We start from the raw sequence: 18,097 nt of genomic DNA on the forward strand, positions 1-18,097 counted from the left end.
TGCCCGTGCGACAACGGCTCCAGCGTCGGAGGTGTGGTGTTGAATGAGCGCAGACAGCAATACGAGGGGGTGCGACCGTGAGTGATGGCAGGAACGGCTACACGCCGCCGGCGGACTACCGGGCACCTGACTTCGTGAGGCAATGGGCCGACACGGCCAGCCGCGGCGCCGACCGCATCGAGTTGGAGCGCGAGCAGCGCGCAAGAGACGGGCAGCGCGACGCCGAACAGCGCGCGCAGGACGGCCAGCGGGCGCTCGAGCAGCGCTCGCAGGACGCGCAGCGGGCCGCCGGTCAGGCGGCACGGGATGCGCAGCGCGCGGCCGAGCAGCTCGCCCGCGACGAGGGGCGGGCCGCGACGAGCACCGCCGCGCGTGCCACTTATGACCTTGACCGCAGCGGCGAGGGTGCGCAGCGCGGACTCGCGTACTCGCACGGCTCTGCTAACGACGCGTTGCAGCGTCGGCGAGCGCAGACGCCGGCCCAGGCGCCGAGCCAGGCGCACAGCCCGGAACCCGGCTCCCAGCAGGCGCTCACCCCCAACCCTGCCCCGCCTCTCCCTCCGGTTTCGCAGGCCGCCACGCCTGGCGTGCATCCGACCCCCGCCGTGCCCAAGAGCCGTGCGGCCAAGGGGCCAGCCGCGAAGAATGCCGCCCACCTGGGGCAGCCTGGCTTCGGGCCAGGGTTCGCGATCTTCGCGGGGCTCGCGGCTGTCGTCGCTGCGTTCCTGGGCTACTGGATCCCTGTGGTTATCGCAATCTTGTTCTCGGCCGGGCCGATCAAGCGGGGCTTCAAGTCGGGCTCGAAGGGTATCGCGGCTGCGATCCTCGCCATCCTCCTGCTGGCGGCCGCGGCCGGTGTCCAGATCCTGCAGGTGCTGCCGGGCACCTCGAGCGGCGACGAGGACGTCAGCAGCGAGTCGATCAGCCAGTCGACGCCGGTCGGTCTCGAGGGTGACGCTATCGAGACCGGTGCCCTTCCCGAGTTCACCTTGCAGGCCGGAAGCCCCGTTGGGGGATACGGCGAGGCCAACCTCAATGTCGTGCTGCCGGAAGGCATCGGCCAGCTGGCCGTGCTGCAGGTCGACGACAAGGTCGGTGGGCTCACCGCCTCGATGTACAGCGGCGACCAGGTCATTGGCTTCGAGTACGTGGAGCGAGCGACCGGTGGCACGGCGCAGTGGCTCATCAACACCGAGGCGGCCTTCGCGCAGTCGATCGGTGACGACCCGGCACCGTTGGTAGTCGACAGCATCATGTTCATGAGCGAGGGGGAGTGGACGGCCGAGATCCTGCCGATCTCGGTGCTTCCGCCCTTCGACACAGCGGTCGATGGGGTCGGCCCAGGTCTCTACCTGTACACGGGTGCTGGCGGTGAGGTCTCGGTCACGTCGGGTGACTACGGACGCCTCGCGATCTCAGTGCACGGCTCGCAGTTCGACTACATCACGGCAGAGATCCCGGAGGTCGTGGCGACTTCCTGGCCCGCCGGGCCCTCCGTCATCGAGGTCTCCGAGGCCACGAAGATCGATGGCACCCCACTGCCCTGGAATATCCAGGTCGCCAGCTAATCAGACGACCGCGGGCGCCTCTTGTTGTGCGCGTTGTGCGCGTTGCGTGCGTGCCGTGCGTTGCGGAGAATTGGCATCCGCGGCCCGAGAGTTGTGGCTTTGTGCACCTGGGGCGCGCCGGAAATGCATCCCGCCACAACTCTGTCGAGGTCTCACCTTGTGCACGGCGACCGCTGCCCTCTCGCTGCCCCCTCGCTGACCCTTCACCTGGCGACGGCGTGACCGCGTGTGACGCAACACTGCGCCGCGCGTCCCTCTCGGAACTTTCGAGTACCGGCCGCTACTGACGGGCATCCGCGTGCCCATACCTTCTCGACATGCCCTCAAACCTAAGGGCCAGCCCCTTGATCCTGAGGGACCGCCGAGAGGAGAACGCGATGTCACAACTCGACACCGCACCGACCACCGACAGCCCGCCGTCGACGCCCCCGGACGACGCCACGCCATTGGCGAGCCGCCGGATGCAGACGCTCGGGCCGGGTGAGCACCTCAAGGTCGTGCACCCCAAGCACTGGGTGCTGTGGATCCTCTCCGCCGTCGCAGTGTTCGCGGTCGCCCAGTTCGCGTGGTCGCTCGTCACGAACCAGCGCTACGAGTGGAACGTGTTCGGGGAGTACTTCTTCAGCGAGATCGTGCTCAACTCGCTCATCCTGACGCTGCAGCTCACAGTCATCTCCGGGGTCATCGGCTTCGTGCTCGGTGCCCTGCTCGCGCTCGCCCGCCTTTCGAAGTCGCCGCTGCTGAACTCCTTCTCCTGGAGCTTCATCTGGTTCTTCCGCTCGGTACCGCTCGTCGTGCAGCTCGTGGTCTGGTACAACCTCGGCTACCTGTATCCGACGCTCGGCCTCGGGACGCCCTTCACGACCGACTTCTGGCTCGTCGAGTTCCCGACCGTGCAGCTCATCTCTTCGTTCGCCGCCGCGACGCTCGGCCTCTCCCTGCACCAGGCGGCCTACTCTGCGGAGATCATCCGCGCCGGCATCCTCTCGGTCGACCAGGGCCAGCTGGAAGCATCCGCCGCGCTTGGCCTCCCGCGCCGGTACCGCTTCTTCCGCATCATCCTGCCGCAGGCGGCGCGCGCCATCACGCCGAACGCCTTCAACGAGATCATCGGGCTCGTGAAGGGCACCTCGGTGGTGTTCGTCGTCGCCCTGCCCGAGCTGTTCTACACGGTGCAGGTCATCTACAACCGCAACCAGCGCATCATCCCGCTGTTGCTCGTCGCGGTCGTCTGGTACGCCATCATCACGACACTCCTCTCGATCGCCCAGTACTACATCGAGCGCCACTTCTCGAAGGGCGCCCACCGTGAGCTGCCGCCGACGCCCATCCAGAAGGCGAGGGCCTGGATCTCCGAGAAGTGGGCACTGCTCGACGACGGTGAGCAAAGCGGAGGCACAGAGAAACAACGCGAGGACCCCGAGAAGCCGGACGGAAAGGCTGCCGAGAGCAAGAAGGCCCTCGACCGGAAAAAGAACGGGATCCCAGCAGGAGCACCACCAGCACCAGCACCAGCACGGAAGGACGTGAGCGAAGCATGAGCCAGGCAACCATCAACCGGAACGTCGAAGCCGAACTCGAGCGCAGCAGCGCAGCATCCGGTCAGGTCAGCGTGTGCGGCGTGAGCAAGTCGTACGGTGCCCACGAGGTGCTGCACGACATCGACCTCGAGATCGAACCAGGCGAGGTCGTTGCACTGCTCGGCCCGTCCGGTTCAGGAAAGTCGACGCTGCTGCGCACCATCAACCACCTCGAGTCCGTCGACGGCGGGTCGATCCTCATCGATGGCGAGTACATCGGCTACGTCAGGAAGGGAGACCGCCTCTTCGAGCTGCGCGAAGCTGAAACGCTTCGCCGCCGTACGAGGGTTGGCATGGTCTTCCAGAACTTCAACCTCTTCCCGCACCTCACTGCGTTGCAGAACATCACGGCCGCCCCGGTCGCGCTGCAGCGGGCGTCGAAGGCGGATGCTGAGGCGCAGGCCCGCAAGCTCCTGCAGCGGGTGGGGCTCGAGGGCAAGGAGCACCATTACCCGCGCCAGCTCTCCGGCGGCCAGCAGCAGCGCGTCGCGATCGCGAGGGCGCTTGCCCTCAAGCCGGACGTGCTCCTCTTCGACGAGCCGACGAGCGCGCTCGACCCCGAGCTGGTCGGTGAGGTGCTCGACGTGATCCGCGAGCTCGCGCACGGCGGCACGACACTGGTCATCGTGACGCACGAGATCGGCTTCGCACGTGAGGTCGCCGACCGCATCGTCTTCCTCGACGCGGGCCGCATCATCGAGCAGGGCACTCCTGACCAGGTCCTCACGAACCCCAAGCATCCGCGCACGCAGGACTTCATCCGCAAGGTGCTCTAGGGCGTCTTTCCGCGGACGGCAGCCCCTCCCGCCTCTTGGGCCCGGAACCTCCGGACCCACCCCTTCTCGACCCTGATTTCCCCCGAAACTTCAGCAACACATCCACCTCGAAAGGTGCCTCTCATGGCAAAGCTCAACAAGAAGAAGGTCGGCGTCATCGCCGGCGGTGTGGCGGCGCTCGCCGTCATCGGAGTCGTCGCGACGACGCTCATCGTCAACGGCCAGTCGGCCCCGGTCACGGCGGCGGAGCCCGAAGGTGCGGCGACGGCGAGCGACCTCATCCAGTTCGACCTGACCAGCGCCAACGTCGACGGCCGCCCGCAGATCGACCCGGTCCCCGAGGCCATCGCGGCGCTCGAGGCTTCCGGCTGGCAGCCGGCCGAGGCAGGCAAGCTCACGGTCGTCGGCAGCGCGTACATCCCGCCGCTTAGCTTCCTCGCCGAGGACGACAACGTGACCCGCCTCGGCAGCGAAGCCGACTTCGCGCAGCTGATCGCGGATGGGCTCGGCCTCGAGCTCAAGGGCGAGGTCGCGGCTTGGGCCGACTGGCCCCTCGGCATCCAGTCAGGCAAGTACGACCTGATCACGTCGAACGTGACGGTCACCGAAGAGCGCAAGGACCTCTTCGACTTCGCCACGTACCGCCAGGACGTGCTCGGCTTCTACGTGAAGGCCGACAGCGAGATCGAGTCGATCACCGAGGCGAAGGACGTCGCCGGCCTTTCGATCATCGTCGGAGCTGGCACCAACCAGGAGAAGATCCTCCTCGGTTGGGATGAGGAGAACAAGGCTGCTGGACTCGAGCCGGTCGACTTCCAGTACTACGAGGACGACGCGGCCGGAACGCTGGCGCTCCAGTCCGGTCGAGTGGACGCGAACTTCGGTCCCAACGCGACGGCAGCGTTCAAGGCAGCCACCGACGGGGAGACGAAGCTCGTCGGAACCGTCAACGGCGGCTACCCGGCCAACGCGGCGATCGCCGCCGGCACGGCCAAGGACAACGGGCTCATCGAGGCAGTCGAGATCGTCCTCAACCACGCCATCGAGAACGGCCAGTACGACGCCATCCTCGACCGCTGGGGCCTGCAGGATGAGCGCATCGACGTCTCCGAGGTGAACCCCGCGGGTCTCCCGCGCGAGGAGTAGAAATCTCCCACGCATCCGTGACGGAACCCGCCGCATCCTCGAAGGTTGAGGGTGCGGCGGGTTTCGCCGCGCCAGCCGTCCACTCGACGTCGAGCCGAGCCAACGGGCTCGTGCTGGCCCTCGGTGTCGCGACGGCCTTCACGACCCTCCTCGACCAGGCCGTGTTCAGCTTCGCCGTGCCGAGCATCCAGCGTTCCCTCGATGCGGATGCCGCGCAGGTGCAGTGGCTGACCTCCTCGTACTCGCTCGCGTTCGGGCTCGCGCTTGTCGGCGCCGGGCGACTCGGCGACCTGCTCGGTCGGCGATTCCTGTACATGCTGGGGCTCGTGCTGTTCGCCGTGGCCGGGTTCGCGGCGGCGCTCGCGGACGACGCGACGACCGTGATCGTCGCGCGCCTCGTGCAGGGGTTCGGCGCGGGCATCGTCAACCCGCAGGTCCTCGGGCTCTTCCAGGACACGTTCCGCGGCATCATGCGCTCGCGCGCGCTCTCGGGGTACACAACCGCGGGCTCGGCGGCGGGGCTCGTCGGTCCGCTCGGTGGGGGGATCCTGCTGACTGTTCTGCCGGACAGCACGGGATGGCGGCTCGTCTTCCTCCTCGCCGTCCCTCTCGCCGTGGTGCTGATCGTCGCGGCGGTGTTTGTGCTGCCGCGACCTGTGGCGGTGCCGGGTGGTTTGCGGATCGCGCTGCGCCAGGTGGATGTGGTGGGCGTCGTGTTGCTCGGCGCCGGTACCCTCGCCCTACTGGTCGCGGCGGCGAGCGGCGGCTGGCTGCTGGCCGCGCTCGCGTTTACGGGGGTGGCCTTCTTCGTCGCGTTCGCGCTCTGGGAACGGCGCGCGCACGCGGGCGACGGGCCGGCGGTGCTGCACCCGGCGCTCGCGCGCAGCCGCGGCTACCTGCTCGGCACCGCCGTGGCAACGCTGACGTTCGGTTCCGCACTTGGATTGGGCCTGCTCACGACGCTCTTCCTCATCGACGGGCTCGGCTACTCGCCCTTCGCGGCGGCGCTGCTGCTGACGCCGCGCGCGCTCGGCATGGTGATCGGCTCGATGCTGAGCTGGCGGCTCGTGCGTCGCTTCGGGCGCAGCGGCATCACGTGGGCGCTTGGCCTCGCGCTGCTCGCCGTGACGGCGGAGGTCGCGCTCGTGACAGCGGGCTCCGAGCCGCTCATCCTGCTCGGCGTCGTCGGGGCGGGCGCGCTGCAGGGTTTCTTCGCGGGGCTCTTCACACCCTCGAACCAGTCGCTCACCCTCAACGAGGCGCCGGCGGGCGTGAACGGTGTGGCGGCGGGCTTCTACCAGCTCAGCCAGCGGCTCTCCGCAGCGCTTGCGCTGTCCATATACGCGGGCACTTACCTGGCAGCGTCGGCGACCATGCCGGCGAGCTTCGCCTTCGGTGCGGCCGCGTCGATCACGATCGCCGCTTCCCTTGGCGCGCTCCTCATCTCGGCGGCCGACGGGAACCGTCGCCACCAGCCGGACGAGGCCTCGCTCACTCGGGAGCCGTGACCGACTTCAGGAAATTGATCGTCGAGGTCAGCGCGCTCTGCGCATCCGCCCCCTCGAGCTTGAACTGGTACTCGTGCTGCAGCGCCGGCTCGTGGTTCTCCGGGTAGAAGACTGTCGTGACGGGGACGCCGAGGCCCTGCAGCTTGGCCGCGAACGGCTGTGACTGGTTGGCCGTAAGCGGGTCGGCATTGCCCCCTGAGATCCAGGTCTGCGGGAAGTCGGCGGTCACGTAGTCAAGGGTCGACATCTCCTGACCGGCGGGAGTGGTCGCCCAGTCCTTATCGCCCTGGTAGGCCCAGAGCGCTACGCGGAAGCCGTAGCCCCCGAGGCCGGGCGCGCTGGGGATGCCGCTCACGTCGTAGATGCCGCAGTTCAAGACCATGCCAGCAAGCTGGTCGGCCGCGAGCGCCGGGGAGAGGCCGACGAGCTCCGCGTACTCGGGGTTCGTCGCAAGGGTCGCGAGCTGGCTCGCGAGCTGCGCGCCCGCCGAATCGCCAGCGAGGATGATCCGGCTCGGGTCGATGTTGTATGCGGCGGCGTTCGTGATGAGGTGCGCCAACGCATCGTTGAGCTGGGTGAGCGCCGTCGGATACGTCGCCTCCGGCGCCACCGTGTAGTTCAACGCCACCGTCGTGAACCCCTCGGCCGCGAGGATCTGCACGTACGGGTCGACGTTCTGCTTTCCGCCCGAGATCCACGCGCCCCCGTGGATCCACACGACCGTCGGCAGCGCCTCGCTTGTGCCGGCGGGGGAGTACAGGTCGAACGTCGTGTCGGCGCCGTCGTCGCCGTAGGGCACGTCGAGCTGCGATTGCAGGCTGTCGGCCGTCGGCGCGAACGCCTCCATCTCGGTGACCGTGCGCTTCGCGTCCAGCTCGAAGAGGGAGCGGATCACCATTGCCGCCGGCCAGGGATTCGACACCCAGATGATCGCCCCCACAAGACCGGCGGACAGCACGCCAAGCGGCACCGTCCTGCTCTTGCGGCGGTACCAGGGCTTCGCCGCGTTCTTGGCTGGTCTCGGCGTGACACTCGGGGGGATGCTCACCATCGCATTCTTGCAGTACCTGGTTCCATGCAAACGCACGTCGCCGTGTTGTCTGCGGGAGTCGGCATGGAATAGGTTGCAGATCACCCCCTCGATGTCACCCTGCAGCGCCGACCGCTCCGATCGGTGCTGTTGTTCTGGGCATCCCGATGCGATCGGTTCCTGCATGTACGCCCTCCTCGTGATCCTCCAGACCGTGGTGCTCCCGCTTGTCTTCGGTGGAGTGCACCTGGGCGTCGCGGGCGGCAACCCCGCTCTCGTGTTCGGCATCTGGTTCGCGTTCTGGGGCGTCGGCTCGCGCCTCATCGTCGCCGGCATCAGACAGCTCACGAACCCGCGGCGCACCACGCAGACGATCCTCGGGGCGGCGCCAGAAGGAGCGGACGAGCAAGGCCACGCCGATGCCGCGACCACTTCGACCGGCACAGAGGTTGATACCGCGGCTGATACCGCGACCTATACCGCGACCGCCCAGGTCGTCCAGGAGCTCGGGCTCGCCAACCTCAGCCTCGGAGCCGTGGCGCTCGTGTCATCGCTTGTGCCCGGCTGGGGTCTTCTCGGTGCGCTGCCTGGCGCCATCTACCTGGGGCTCGCGGGCATCCGGCACCTCGGAAAGCGCGGCAAGGGCACCAACGAACTCGTCGCGACCTGGACCGACCTTCTTGTCTTCGTGCTTGTCGTCGGCGGCGTCGTCGCGGCCGCCCTGCGCGGCTGGTGATGCGTGGCCTCGTTGGTCTGTCGAGCTCTCGGCTCGTCGCAGGTGCTGCTGCGCTAGCGTCGGGAACACCATGATGCTTCGCCTGGCTCGCGCACTCCTCGTCCGCAGCGCCGTGCGCGACGTGCGAACGGGGCTGCTGTCGATCGCCGTCACCGGCAGGCCGCCGGTTGGCGGCGCGGTGCTCGCCGCCAACCACGCCTCGTGGTGGGACGCCTACCTGATCGGTCTCTACGCCAGAAACATCGGCTCCGATGTCGCCGTCATGATGGGCGATGAGCAGCTGCAGCGTTTCCCGTTCCTCAGACTCGTCGGGGCGGTGCCGCCGCGGGCGCTTCGCCTGCTTGCCGAACGGGCCAGCTCGGGAGACTGGGCGCTGATCTTCCCCGAGGGCGAGCTGCGGGCCGGGCGGGGCCTCGCGGCCCTGCATCCCGGGGCCGAATGGGTCGCGCAGCGCGCAGGCGTGCCTCTGGTGCCCGTCGCGATCCGCGTTGTCCTGCGGGGTGCCGCGAAGCCCGAGGCGTTCATCCGGTTCGGGGAGCCCGTGCGGCCCGAGCAGCTCGCCGCCTCGCTCGGATCCATGCTCGAGGAGCTCGACCGCGCACTCGACGCGGCCGATCCCGCGCGCCCGTTGCCCGGCTACCGCGTCGTCTTCGACGCGCAGCGCTTCCGGCGCGATCGGGTCGGGGTGGCAGGGCGGATGCTCGCCTACCTGACAAAGCCAGAGGGGCTCGGGATACATCGCTCACGTCGAGGCGAGCGGGGCCGAGGGTGAGCCGGTCGCTCGTGAGCCGAATCGTCGCCGGCGTCTCCCTCGCGTATCTCGGGGCGAGGGCCGCCGTCCTGCTGGCGAACGTCCTGACACAGCCGAGCCTCCGGCCTGGAGCTAGGAGCAAGGGCGGGAGCGGTGGCGCATCCGATGCCTCGACCTCGCGGGTCTTCCTCTTGGTTCCCGCCCGCGACGAGGAGTCGACGCTGCGCGAGACGCTGCCGGGTTTCCTCGACCAGGGCGCCGACGAGGTGGTTGTGCTCGACGACGAGTCGGCCGATGCGACTCGCGCCGTCGCCGATGGGGTGGGCGCGCGGGTTCTGGTGGGCTCGCCCCGGCCAGATGGCTGGACGGGCAAGAACTGGGCGTGCACGCAGCTCGCCGCGGCCGCTGCTCCCGCCCCCGGCGACGCGGCCGTTCGCGCGAGCCAGTGTCCAACTTCAGTGCAGGATCCGCCTCCAGCGCGCGCTTCAGGCCGAAAACGTTCGAAATCGCACGGATGTTGGTCAGAGACTTCAGAGACTTCAGAGACTTCAGAGACTTCAGAGACTTGCGAGGCGCACGCCGCCGCGCGGCCCCCGGACGACGACGTGCTGATCTTCACCGACGCCGACGTCCTCTGGAATCCTGGGGCGCTCGATGCGCTGCTGGCGACCATGCGTGCATCCCGGGCCGACCTCCTCACGGTGTTCCCGCGACAGGAGACGCGCACGCTCGGCGAGCGCCTCATCACGCCGCTCAACGACGCCGTCGTCCTCGGCTCGGTGCCCGTGGCGCTGCAGGGGCGCCGGGCGCCGGTCGTCGCGAACGGCCAGGTGATGGCGTTCACGCGCGCCGCCTACGACCGAATCGGCGGCCACGAGGCAGTGAAGGGCGAGCTGGTCGAGGACATGCGCCTCGCCGAACGGATGCGCGCCGTCGGCGGTCGGGTGGTCGTCTCGCGCGGAGGCGGCGCGATCGGCGTGCGCATGTACGACGGCTACCGCAGTTCTGTGCGCGGCTTCGCGAAGTCGCTGCTCGGCCTCCACCACGGGTCGCGCGCGCTCATGGTCGCGACGAGCCTCCTCACGGTGTGCGTGTACACGGCGCCCTGGGTGCTGCGCCCCGGACTCGACTCAGCGGACCGGCACTCTCCGACCGGGCGCATCCTGCGCTTTGCGCGCATCGCTGGGCTGCTCGACCGCGCGATCGTGAACGTCGTCACGGGGAGGCGTGGCCCGCTGGACCTCGCGGAGGGGCTGCTCGGGCCGGTCAGCCCGCTGCTGGTGCTGCCCGTGTACGCGCTCGCGGGGCGCCGCCGCGTCGCGTGGAAGGGCCGCGCCTACGAGGCGTAGCCCGCCACGTTGCCTGGAGCTGTGGCGTCTACGAGCAGTAGAAGACGCGCATAGACTTCTGGAGTGACTTCCCCCGGCCTGCTGACCCCCGCCGTGGGTGAAGTGGACCTGCCGGACCTCGACCGGGACCTCGATCTCGACCGGGACCTTCACCTCGACCGGGACGCCAGCCTGGCCCCGCCCGTCGATGCGCGTCCGCGAGACGCCGCGAGGGTGCGCCGCGTTCGCCTCGCGTTTATCGCCGCGTCGGTCTCCACGTTCATTGCCCTCGCCTCGCACGTCTTCGCGGGCGGCGGCATGCCTGGCCTCGTCGGCATCGCGTTCCCGTTCGGGCTTGCCGTGCTCGCCTGCCTGCTGCTCGCGCGCATCCGCACCGACTCGGTTCGCCTCGCGCTCTCCGTCGGGGCGAGCCAGTTCCTGTTCCACACACTGTTTGTGCTCGGCACGCCGCCCGCAGCGGTGGGGGTCGGGGCGACGACGGATGTGCACGCCGGCCACTCGGGGCACGGGCAGCTCGCCGCCTCATCGGCCCTGGCGGACTTCGCCACGAACGCCAGCGCAGGCTCATCCGCTGCCGCCCTTCACCTGGGGCACGATGCCCCGCTCATGTGGGCGATGCACGCCGTCGCCGCAGTGCTGACGGCGCTCGCCCTGTATTTCGGCGAGACGCTTCTCACGAGCCTCGCCAAGGCCAAGGATGCGGCCGTCGAGCTGCTGTTGCCGACCGCCCGCATGCTCTTCCTGATCCTCGCTCGCGCCCTGCGCCCGGCCGCCGCCGTCGATTCGGCGCCGCTCGAGCTGCCCTGGGTGCCTGCGCTGCAGGTGCGCGTCGAGCGCGCGCAGCGGCGGCGCGGCCCGCCGGTCTTCGCGATGCCATCAGCATTCGCGACCTCGAACTAGCACCAACTCCCGCGCCTCCGCTTTCCCGCTGAGGCGCCGCCCGGTGCTGTTCGGCGTCGATCATTCTCCGTCAGCGACAGCCGCGCGCCCTCTGCGCGTCCGCTTCGTGCGCGGGCGGACAGACCCGAGGAACTCTCGAGATGTCTTTCGACTCAGCACCAACATCCACGACTCCAAATTCCCTACGAGCAACGCGCGCAACCGCGGCGGTATCCGCCATGATCGCGCTGCTCCTCGCCTGCCTCTTCGGCGTTGCCGGGGCGGCGCCCGCGCAGGCGCACGACCAGCTCGTCCAGAGCTCGCCGGCTCCCGAAGCTGCGCTTGACGCGTCGCCGACGGACATCACGCTCACCTACTCCGCCAACATCATGGAGATCGGGCCGATGATCGTCCTTCAGGACGCGGCGGGCCAGGACTGGGCGACCGGCGAGCTCGTCATCGACGGCACGACCGTCACGAGCACCATCGACGAAGCGCTGCCAGACGGCACGTACGCCATCAACTGGCGCGTCGTCTCGTCTGATGGGCACCCGATCACGGGCACGGTCCCGTTCACGGTCGGCGACCCGGCGGCAGCGGATGCGGCTGCCGCCGCGTCGACGTCGGCGCCCGAGCCGACCCCCTCTGTGACCGCGGCGACGCCTACGGAAAGCGAATCCCCCTCCGGCGCGACGACGGAGCCGACGGCCGAGATCACCTCGCGGTCGGCGCTCGACGTGCCCCGGATGCTCCTCATTGGCGGTCTGGGTGCGTTGGTTGCGCTCGGCGTCGCCTGGGTTGTTGTCCGGTCTCGCAAGGTCCCCACGCCCGCGGCAGACGCCGACAGCACCGCGAGCGCGGACAGCACCGATGCGCGCTGACGTTGCCGGCCCTCACTCTTTCTCTTCTCTCTGCAAAGGAACTCTGATCATGAACAGCACCGCAACGCCCACGCCGAGCCGCGCCCACGTCCGCCCCTTCGCCTCGGCGGCGTTTCTCGCCTCGGCAGCCCTCATGCTCACCGGATGCGGTACCTCGACCACGTCGGCGCCCGATTCGGGACCCGCGACGTCAGCCGCGGAGTCCGTCACCGTCGAGAACACCTGGGTCAAGGCGGCCGACTCCGGCATGTCCGCCGCGTTCGGCGAGATCAACAACACGGGTGAGGGGGACGTGACGATCGTCTCGGTCGCGAGCCCGGCATCCACGGCCCTCGAACTTCACGAGACCGTCGAGAACGAGACGGGTGCGATGACGATGCGCGAGAAGGGCGGCGGGTTCACGATCGCCCCAGGGGAGACGCTGACGCTCGAACCCGGCGGCAACCACATCATGCTCATGGACCTGCCGGAGCCCGTCGTCGCGGGCGACGAGCTGAGCTTCACGCTCACATTCTCGGACGACTCGACCCTCGACTTCACGGCCCCCGCGAAGGACTACGCGGGTGCGAACGAGAACTACGAAGACGGCGACATGGGTGACATGGGCGGCGACATGGAGATGGACCACTCCGAGATGGACCACTCCGAGCACGCGGACAACAGCTGATGACGGGCGACCAGGCTCCTGGTCGCACCCGCCCGACTCGGCGGCAGCTCCTCTTCGGGGGAGCTGTCGCCGGGTTCGGCGCGGCCGCGGCCATCGGCGCAGACCAGGCGCTTCGCCTCGCGGGGCGGCAGGAACCGGCGGAAGTCAGGGGAACGGAGGTCGGGGCAGCGGATGCGGGTTCCGGCATCGTGCCATTCCACGGGGCTCATCAGGCCGGCATCTCGACTCCTCCGCAGGCGCAGGCGACCCTCGTCGCGCTCGACCTGCGCGACGGCATCGACCGCGACGCTTTGCGGAGGCTCATGCAGCTCCTCACCGACGACGCGGCGCGGCTCACGCGCGGCGAACCAGCGCTTGCCGACTCGGAGCCCGAGCTCGCACACGTGCCGGCTAACTTGACGGTGACGTTCGGGTTCGGCCCGGAGTTCGTGCGCCGCGCATCCACCCCGGCGATGCAGGCACCATCCTGGCTGCGACCCCTTCCGGCGTTCGGGATCGACTGCCTCGAGGCTTCGTGGAGCGACGGCGACCTGCTGCTGCAGGTCGCGGCCGACGACCCGTTCACGGTGGCCCACGCCTTGCGCATGCTGCTGAAGGACACGCGCAGCTTCGCGAGCGTGCGGTGGACGCAGCCAGGGTTCCGGCGCGCTCGGGGCTCGGAGGTCCCGGGCACGACGATGCGGAACCTGTTCGGGCAGGTCGACGGCACCGTCAACCCGGCACCGCCGACGCCCGACTTCGAGCAGCTCGTCTGGATCCGGGATGGGGCCTTCGCGGGAGGGACCGGCATGGTCGTGCGGCGCATCCGCATGGACCTCGACAAGTGGGACAGGCTCGACCGTAGCGGCCGCGAGCAGTCGGTGGGGCGCACCCTCGCGAACGGGGCGCCGCTCACTGGCGTCGAGGAGCACGACGAGCCCGACTTCACGGCGAAGAACGCGGCCGGGTTCCCCGTCATCGCCGAGTACTCGCACATGCGCCGGGCACGCTCGGAGGACACCGCTGAGCGGTTCTTCAGGCGCGCGTACAACTACGACGACGCCCCGACGGGAGAGCAGATCTCCAACTCGGGGCTGGTCTTCATCGCCTTCCAAGCGGATGTGGACGCGCAGTTCGTGCCCGTGCAGAAGCGCCTCGACGAGCTCGACCTGCTCAACGAATGGACAACGCCGATCGGCTCGGCGGTCTTCGTCGTCCCTCCTGGGTGCGCTGACGGTGGATACATCGGCGAGGGGATCCTGAGGTGAGTGTTGCACGCACGTCTACTCGCCGCCGCGCCCGGATCTCCCGCAAGCCGGGCCGGGCGCGGCGGATGGTTCGGCCAGCTCCTCCTGCGGCTGCACTTCATGGCAGGGGTGTTCGTCGGGCCGTTCATTCTGGTCGCGGCCGCGAGCGGCGCCCTCTACGCGTTGACTCCGCAACTCGAGCAGCTTGTGTACGACGACGAGCTGCACGCGCCGGTCGCAGCAAGCTCCCTGCCGCTCGCCGATCAGATCAGGGCAGCGGACGCGTATGTCGCCGCGGACACCTCGCACATCGAGACGGGCGCCGCCGCGACGATCGTCGCCGTCCGCCCTGCCCCCAACCCGGGCGACACGACGCGAGTCATGTACACGGATGCGAGCCTCGGGGAGAGCAAGACGCGTGCGGTCTTCGTCGACCCGGCGACGGCGGAGATCCGCGGCCACCTGCCCGTCTACGGCACGTCGGGCTCGCTGCCGCTGCGCACGTGGATCTCCGACCTGCACCGCAGTCTCCACCTGGGCGACGCCGGCAGGCTGTACAGCGAGCTCGCGGCCTCCTGGCTTGGTGTCGTCGCGCTCGCGGGAGCCTGCCTCTGGGCGACCCGCTATCGGCGGGCGCGGAAGGCGAAGCGAGTCGCGTCGCAACGCGACCTCCTGCGGCCGAACCTCACGGCGACGGGGTACGTGCGCACCCGCAGCCTGCACGCATCCACCGGTATCTGGGTGCTGGCCGGGGCGCTCTTCCTGTCCGTGACGGGCATCACCTGGTCGCAGTACGGCGGAGCGAACTTCACCGAGCTGCGCGCGGCTGTCGGCTGGACAACCCCGTCGCTCAGCACGAGCCTCGACGGAACGGCCGATGCGGCTGGCGGCGAGCACGCCGGGCACGGGGCGCCGGCTCCGAGCGGTTCGGCGGGTGCGGCAGGCGAGCTGAGCCCAGGCGCCTATGACTCGGTCCTGTCCGTCGCCCGCGAGGTGAACGTCAACACGGGGCTTGTCGAGATCAGGCCTCCTGCCGAGCCGGGGGCGGCGTGGGTTGTGCAGGAGATCCAGCGGAGCTTCCCGACGGAGGTGGACGCGGTCGCGATCAACGGCGCGACGATGCAGGTCACCGACCGGGTCGACTTTGCCGGGTTTGGGCTCGTCGCGAAGCTCAGTCGGTGGGGCATCGACCTGCACATGGGGTCGCTGTTCGGCCTCGCGAACCAGCTGGTGCTCTTCGCGGTCGCGGTCGGCATCGCGGGCATGGTCGTGTGGGGCTACGTGATGTGGTGGCAGCGGAGGCCGAAGCACGACCCGTCGCGGGGTGTGGGTGCTGCGCCTCCGCGCGGAGCGCTGCTGCGTGCGCCGTGGTGGGGCGCGCTGATTGTGCTCGCTGCGACCTTGGCTGTCGGGATGTTCCTGCCGCTCATCGGGGTGAGCTTGGCCGCGTTCCTGGCCGTCGACGTTGTCGTGGGGCTGTTCGCTCGCCGACGGGCGGGTCCTGCGAGCTCGAGGTGACGCCGGGCCACACGTAGTCGAGGCCGCGCTCGGCCTCGGGGAAGATCGCGCCGTAGAACTGCTCGTCCTTGGCGACGAGCTTCGAGCGGTGTGACTCGTGCAGGGCCTCATCGCCGAGCCACGGCGGAGGGCCGGACTCCCGGAAGTCCGGCCCTCTGCTCTCCGCGGCCTCTTCGAAGACGACGAGCGTCTTCTCGGCGCACGTGTCGGCGTATCCGCGCCCCACCCATTCGGCGCAGAACGCGTCCTGGTAGTCGAGCAGGGTGCGCTCGTAGCCGATCCACATCTTCACGACTGGGTGCTGCTGCCACCCGTACCCGGGCACGGTGAGCGCCTTCATGACCTGCAGGGTCTCGACGCGCTGCTTGCCGAGGCGCTGCCGGTCGAGCACGCTGGCCGACTCGGCGAAGTCGGGGTAGGGGAGGAAGGTCTGCATCCGTCCGTTCTACCCCGCGGGGATCAGCGGATGCGGGGAGCGCGTTTCTTGGTTCCCTGGAAGAGGTGCAGGCAAATCGGTCGGCAGGCAGGCAGACGGGGAGACGGGTCGGTAGGCGGGCAGAAGTTCGGACCGGACCAAGAATGTCGGTGGTCGGGGAGAGGCTGTCTGCATGATCGATGAAGCGCTCGCGACGAGGATCCCGGAGGGGTGGAAGCCACCCGCTCCGATGGTCGAGCGCGTGCGCATCCTCGAGCGTTTCCTCGTGGTCCGGCTCGTCGCTGATGCCGACGCCGACCTCGCCCGCGCGCAGGCCGAGCAGGCCCGCGTCTACGCGCTCGCGGCGCGAACCGCCGTCGCCGAGGACGAGCGCGAGGGCACGCTCGAACAGGAGTGGGCGCTGCGTTCGTGGAAGGCGGAGATCGCGGCGGTCACGAACTCGTCGCGGCAGGCCGTCGCCGGCATCATGGGCCGCTCGGCGGTTCTCACGGAGGACTTCCCGCTTGTGCACGCGGCGCTCGCGGCGGGTGAGGTCTCGATGGCGCACGCCCGCATCGTGTGTGCGGCCGGGGCGATCGTCGTGCACGACGACCCCGCCGAGCAGGCCGCGCGTCGTGAGCTGTTTGTGCAGGTGGTGCTCGAGAAGGCGCGTTCGACGTCGCCTGGCAGGTTGAAGGACTTCGCCATCAAACAGGCGGAGCGGCTGACAGCGTCGTCGTTGGAGCAGCGCTACGAGCAGGCGATGAAGTCCCGGGCGGTGCTCGTCACGCGGGAACAGGACGGCATGGGCTCGCTTGGCGTGCGTCACTCGCTGCCCGTGCTGACTGCCATCGATGGGCGCCTGTCCGAGATGGCGAAGGCCATCATCTCGGCGAGGGGCGATGATTCCGACGACCCTCGAACGTTCCACCAGGTGCAGGCCGACGTGTTCGCCGAGCTGTTGCTCACGGGCGAGCTGACGTCGTGTCCGCAGGCCGCGGGGATCGTCGCGAAGGCATCCGTCGCGATCCCCGTGTTGACGATGCTCGCGGATGGCGGTGCCGCGGGCGGCGGTGCCGGTGCGGCCATCGATACGACCCCTGCGCTTCTCGACGGCGTCACTCCGATCCCGATGAGCTTGGCGCGGGAGCTCGCCGCAGCAGCGCCGGTCTTCGAGCGCATCCTGACGCATCCGATCACGGGAACGGTGGTCGAGGTTGACCGCTACCGGCCGACGGAGGCCATGCGCGCCTGGCTGCGGGCGCGGGACGTGCACTGCCGTTTCCCGGGCTGCCGGCTCCCCGCCGAGAACTGCGACCTCGACCACACGATCCCGGCATCGGAAGGTGGGCCGACGAGCCTCGTCAACCTCGCCGATCTCTGCCGCTGGAACCACACGGTCAAGGGCAACACCGGGTGGCAGATGCGACAGCTCCCCGGCGGTGTCATCGAGTGGGTTTCACCCACGGGCATTGCCCTCATCGACAGCCCCGAACCGCGAGGTGTGACCTTCGTGCCATCGCCGCCGGGCGAACCAGGACTGCAGGTCGACGGCCGAACGTACAGGGTGCGGCCGCCGGACAGTGAGACCGGGCGGTCAAGAGAGGGACGGTCAAGAGAGGGACAGTGGAGCGAGGGACAGTCGAACGAGGCTTGTCCCGACCCTGGCCTCGAACCTCCGCCGTTCTAGTTCCATCGGGTGCGGGTGCGGGTGCGGGTACAGGGACAGGCTGAGACGCGGAGTCAGGTGCCGGGTGCCGGCACTCGGCATCCGTCCCGTCCGTTCCCGTTCGGTCCGGTCCCGTCTCGTCCGGTCCCGTCCCGTCTCGTCCGGTCTCGTCCCGTCTCGTCCGGTCTCGTCCCGTCTCGTCCCGTCTCGTCCGGTCTCGTCCGGTCTCGTCCGGTCTCGTCCGGTCCCGTCCCGGGACCAGCACTGCCCAGTCCCGCACTGGCCAGGCGGTTCCGCTGTCGCCCTCGGTCGCGCGCCGACGCGGCGCCGACGACGCGCGATTTCGCGCGATTCCGTTTGGCTCCCGGCCGCTCCGTGCGGCTGCGGCGGGCGAGAAC

Annotated in this window: 16 protein-coding genes; 14 read left to right on the top strand and 2 right to left on the bottom strand. The window is 69.4% G+C overall.

All coding sequences use genetic code 11. The annotated features are described in order from the left end of the window. Positions 1-77: 77 nt before the first annotated feature. The 5 genes from FHX72_RS11315 (at position 78) to FHX72_RS11335 (ending at position 6,578) form a co-directional block, all read left to right on the top strand. Entirely contained in the window at positions 78-1,568 is a 1,491-nt protein-coding gene (locus FHX72_RS11315) for a hypothetical protein (protein ID WP_183625141.1), read from the top strand. Positions 1,569-1,945: 377 nt separating this feature from the next. Further along, positions 1,946-3,109 (top strand): amino acid ABC transporter permease, encoded by a 1,164-nt coding sequence (locus FHX72_RS11320; protein ID WP_221186900.1) that lies wholly within the window; start codon positions 1,946-1,948, stop codon positions 3,107-3,109. Beyond that, positions 3,106-3,924: an amino acid ABC transporter ATP-binding protein gene (locus FHX72_RS11325; protein WP_068478044.1), complete on the top strand. Its 819-nt coding sequence runs from the start codon at positions 3,106-3,108 to the stop codon at positions 3,922-3,924. Before FHX72_RS11320 ends, FHX72_RS11325 begins: the two co-directional genes overlap by 4 nt. 123 nt (positions 3,925-4,047) lie before the next feature. Beyond that, positions 4,048-5,070: an ABC transporter substrate-binding protein gene (locus FHX72_RS11330; protein ID WP_068478045.1), complete on the top strand. Its 1,023-nt coding sequence runs from the start codon at positions 4,048-4,050 to the stop codon at positions 5,068-5,070. 17 nt (positions 5,071-5,087) lie between these two features. Beyond that, the gene (locus FHX72_RS11335) at positions 5,088-6,578 is read left to right on the top strand and encodes an MFS transporter (protein ID WP_183625143.1); all 1,491 of its coding nucleotides are present in this window, start codon (positions 5,088-5,090) and stop codon (positions 6,576-6,578) included. Here FHX72_RS11335 and FHX72_RS11340 read toward each other — a convergent pair. Then, positions 6,562-7,626: an alpha/beta hydrolase gene (locus FHX72_RS11340; protein ID WP_338110117.1), complete on the bottom strand. Its 1,065-nt coding sequence runs from the start codon at positions 7,624-7,626 to the stop codon at positions 6,562-6,564. The genes FHX72_RS11335 and FHX72_RS11340 overlap by 17 nt on opposite strands. 166 nt (positions 7,627-7,792) lie before the next feature. Between FHX72_RS11340 and FHX72_RS11345 the strand changes: the two genes are divergently transcribed. From FHX72_RS11345 to FHX72_RS11380, 8 genes are all read left to right on the top strand, one after another. Further along, positions 7,793-8,344, top strand: coding sequence for a hypothetical protein (locus tag FHX72_RS11345; protein WP_183625147.1), 552 nt, complete (start codon positions 7,793-7,795; stop codon positions 8,342-8,344). A gap of 70 nt (positions 8,345-8,414) precedes the next feature. Next, complete coding sequence (locus FHX72_RS11350) at positions 8,415-9,116, top strand: lysophospholipid acyltransferase family protein (protein ID WP_183625148.1); 702 nt, start codon at positions 8,415-8,417, stop codon at positions 9,114-9,116. Between the two features lie 11 nt (positions 9,117-9,127). Beyond that, entirely contained in the window at positions 9,128-10,444 is a 1,317-nt protein-coding gene (locus FHX72_RS11355; protein WP_183625150.1) for a glycosyltransferase, read from the top strand. 63 nt (positions 10,445-10,507) lie between these two features. Further along, the gene (locus tag FHX72_RS11360) at positions 10,508-11,344 is read left to right on the top strand and encodes a hypothetical protein (RefSeq protein ID WP_183625152.1); all 837 of its coding nucleotides are present in this window, start codon (positions 10,508-10,510) and stop codon (positions 11,342-11,344) included. Between the two features lie 218 nt (positions 11,345-11,562). Beyond that, the gene (locus FHX72_RS11365; RefSeq protein ID WP_068478054.1) at positions 11,563-12,204 is read left to right on the top strand and encodes a copper resistance CopC family protein; all 642 of its coding nucleotides are present in this window, start codon (positions 11,563-11,565) and stop codon (positions 12,202-12,204) included. Between the two features lie 49 nt (positions 12,205-12,253). Then, positions 12,254-12,871, top strand: coding sequence for a copper chaperone PCu(A)C (locus FHX72_RS11370; protein ID WP_183625154.1), 618 nt, complete (start codon positions 12,254-12,256; stop codon positions 12,869-12,871). Continuing rightward, positions 12,871-14,118, top strand: a complete 1,248-nt coding sequence (locus FHX72_RS11375) for a Dyp-type peroxidase (protein ID WP_183625156.1) — start codon at positions 12,871-12,873, stop codon at positions 14,116-14,118. The genes FHX72_RS11370 and FHX72_RS11375 overlap by 1 nt, the downstream gene beginning before the upstream one ends. Further along, entirely contained in the window at positions 14,119-15,615 is a 1,497-nt protein-coding gene (locus tag FHX72_RS11380; RefSeq protein ID WP_377603689.1) for a PepSY-associated TM helix domain-containing protein, read from the top strand. Here the strand turns inward: FHX72_RS11380 and FHX72_RS11385 are convergent. Beyond that, entirely contained in the window at positions 15,524-16,051 is a 528-nt protein-coding gene (locus tag FHX72_RS11385; protein ID WP_183625158.1) for an MSMEG_6728 family protein, read from the bottom strand. The genes FHX72_RS11380 and FHX72_RS11385 overlap by 92 nt on opposite strands. A 172-nt stretch (positions 16,052-16,223) precedes the next feature. Between FHX72_RS11385 and FHX72_RS11390 the strand changes: the two genes are divergently transcribed. Next, complete coding sequence (locus FHX72_RS11390) at positions 16,224-17,720, top strand: HNH endonuclease signature motif containing protein (RefSeq protein WP_183625160.1); 1,497 nt, start codon at positions 16,224-16,226, stop codon at positions 17,718-17,720. Positions 17,721-18,097 lie beyond the last annotated feature (377 nt).

It is taken from the genome of Pseudoclavibacter helvolus, from assembly GCF_014191305.1.
Taxonomy (GTDB): domain Bacteria; phylum Actinomycetota; class Actinomycetes; order Actinomycetales; family Microbacteriaceae; genus Pseudoclavibacter; species Pseudoclavibacter helvolus.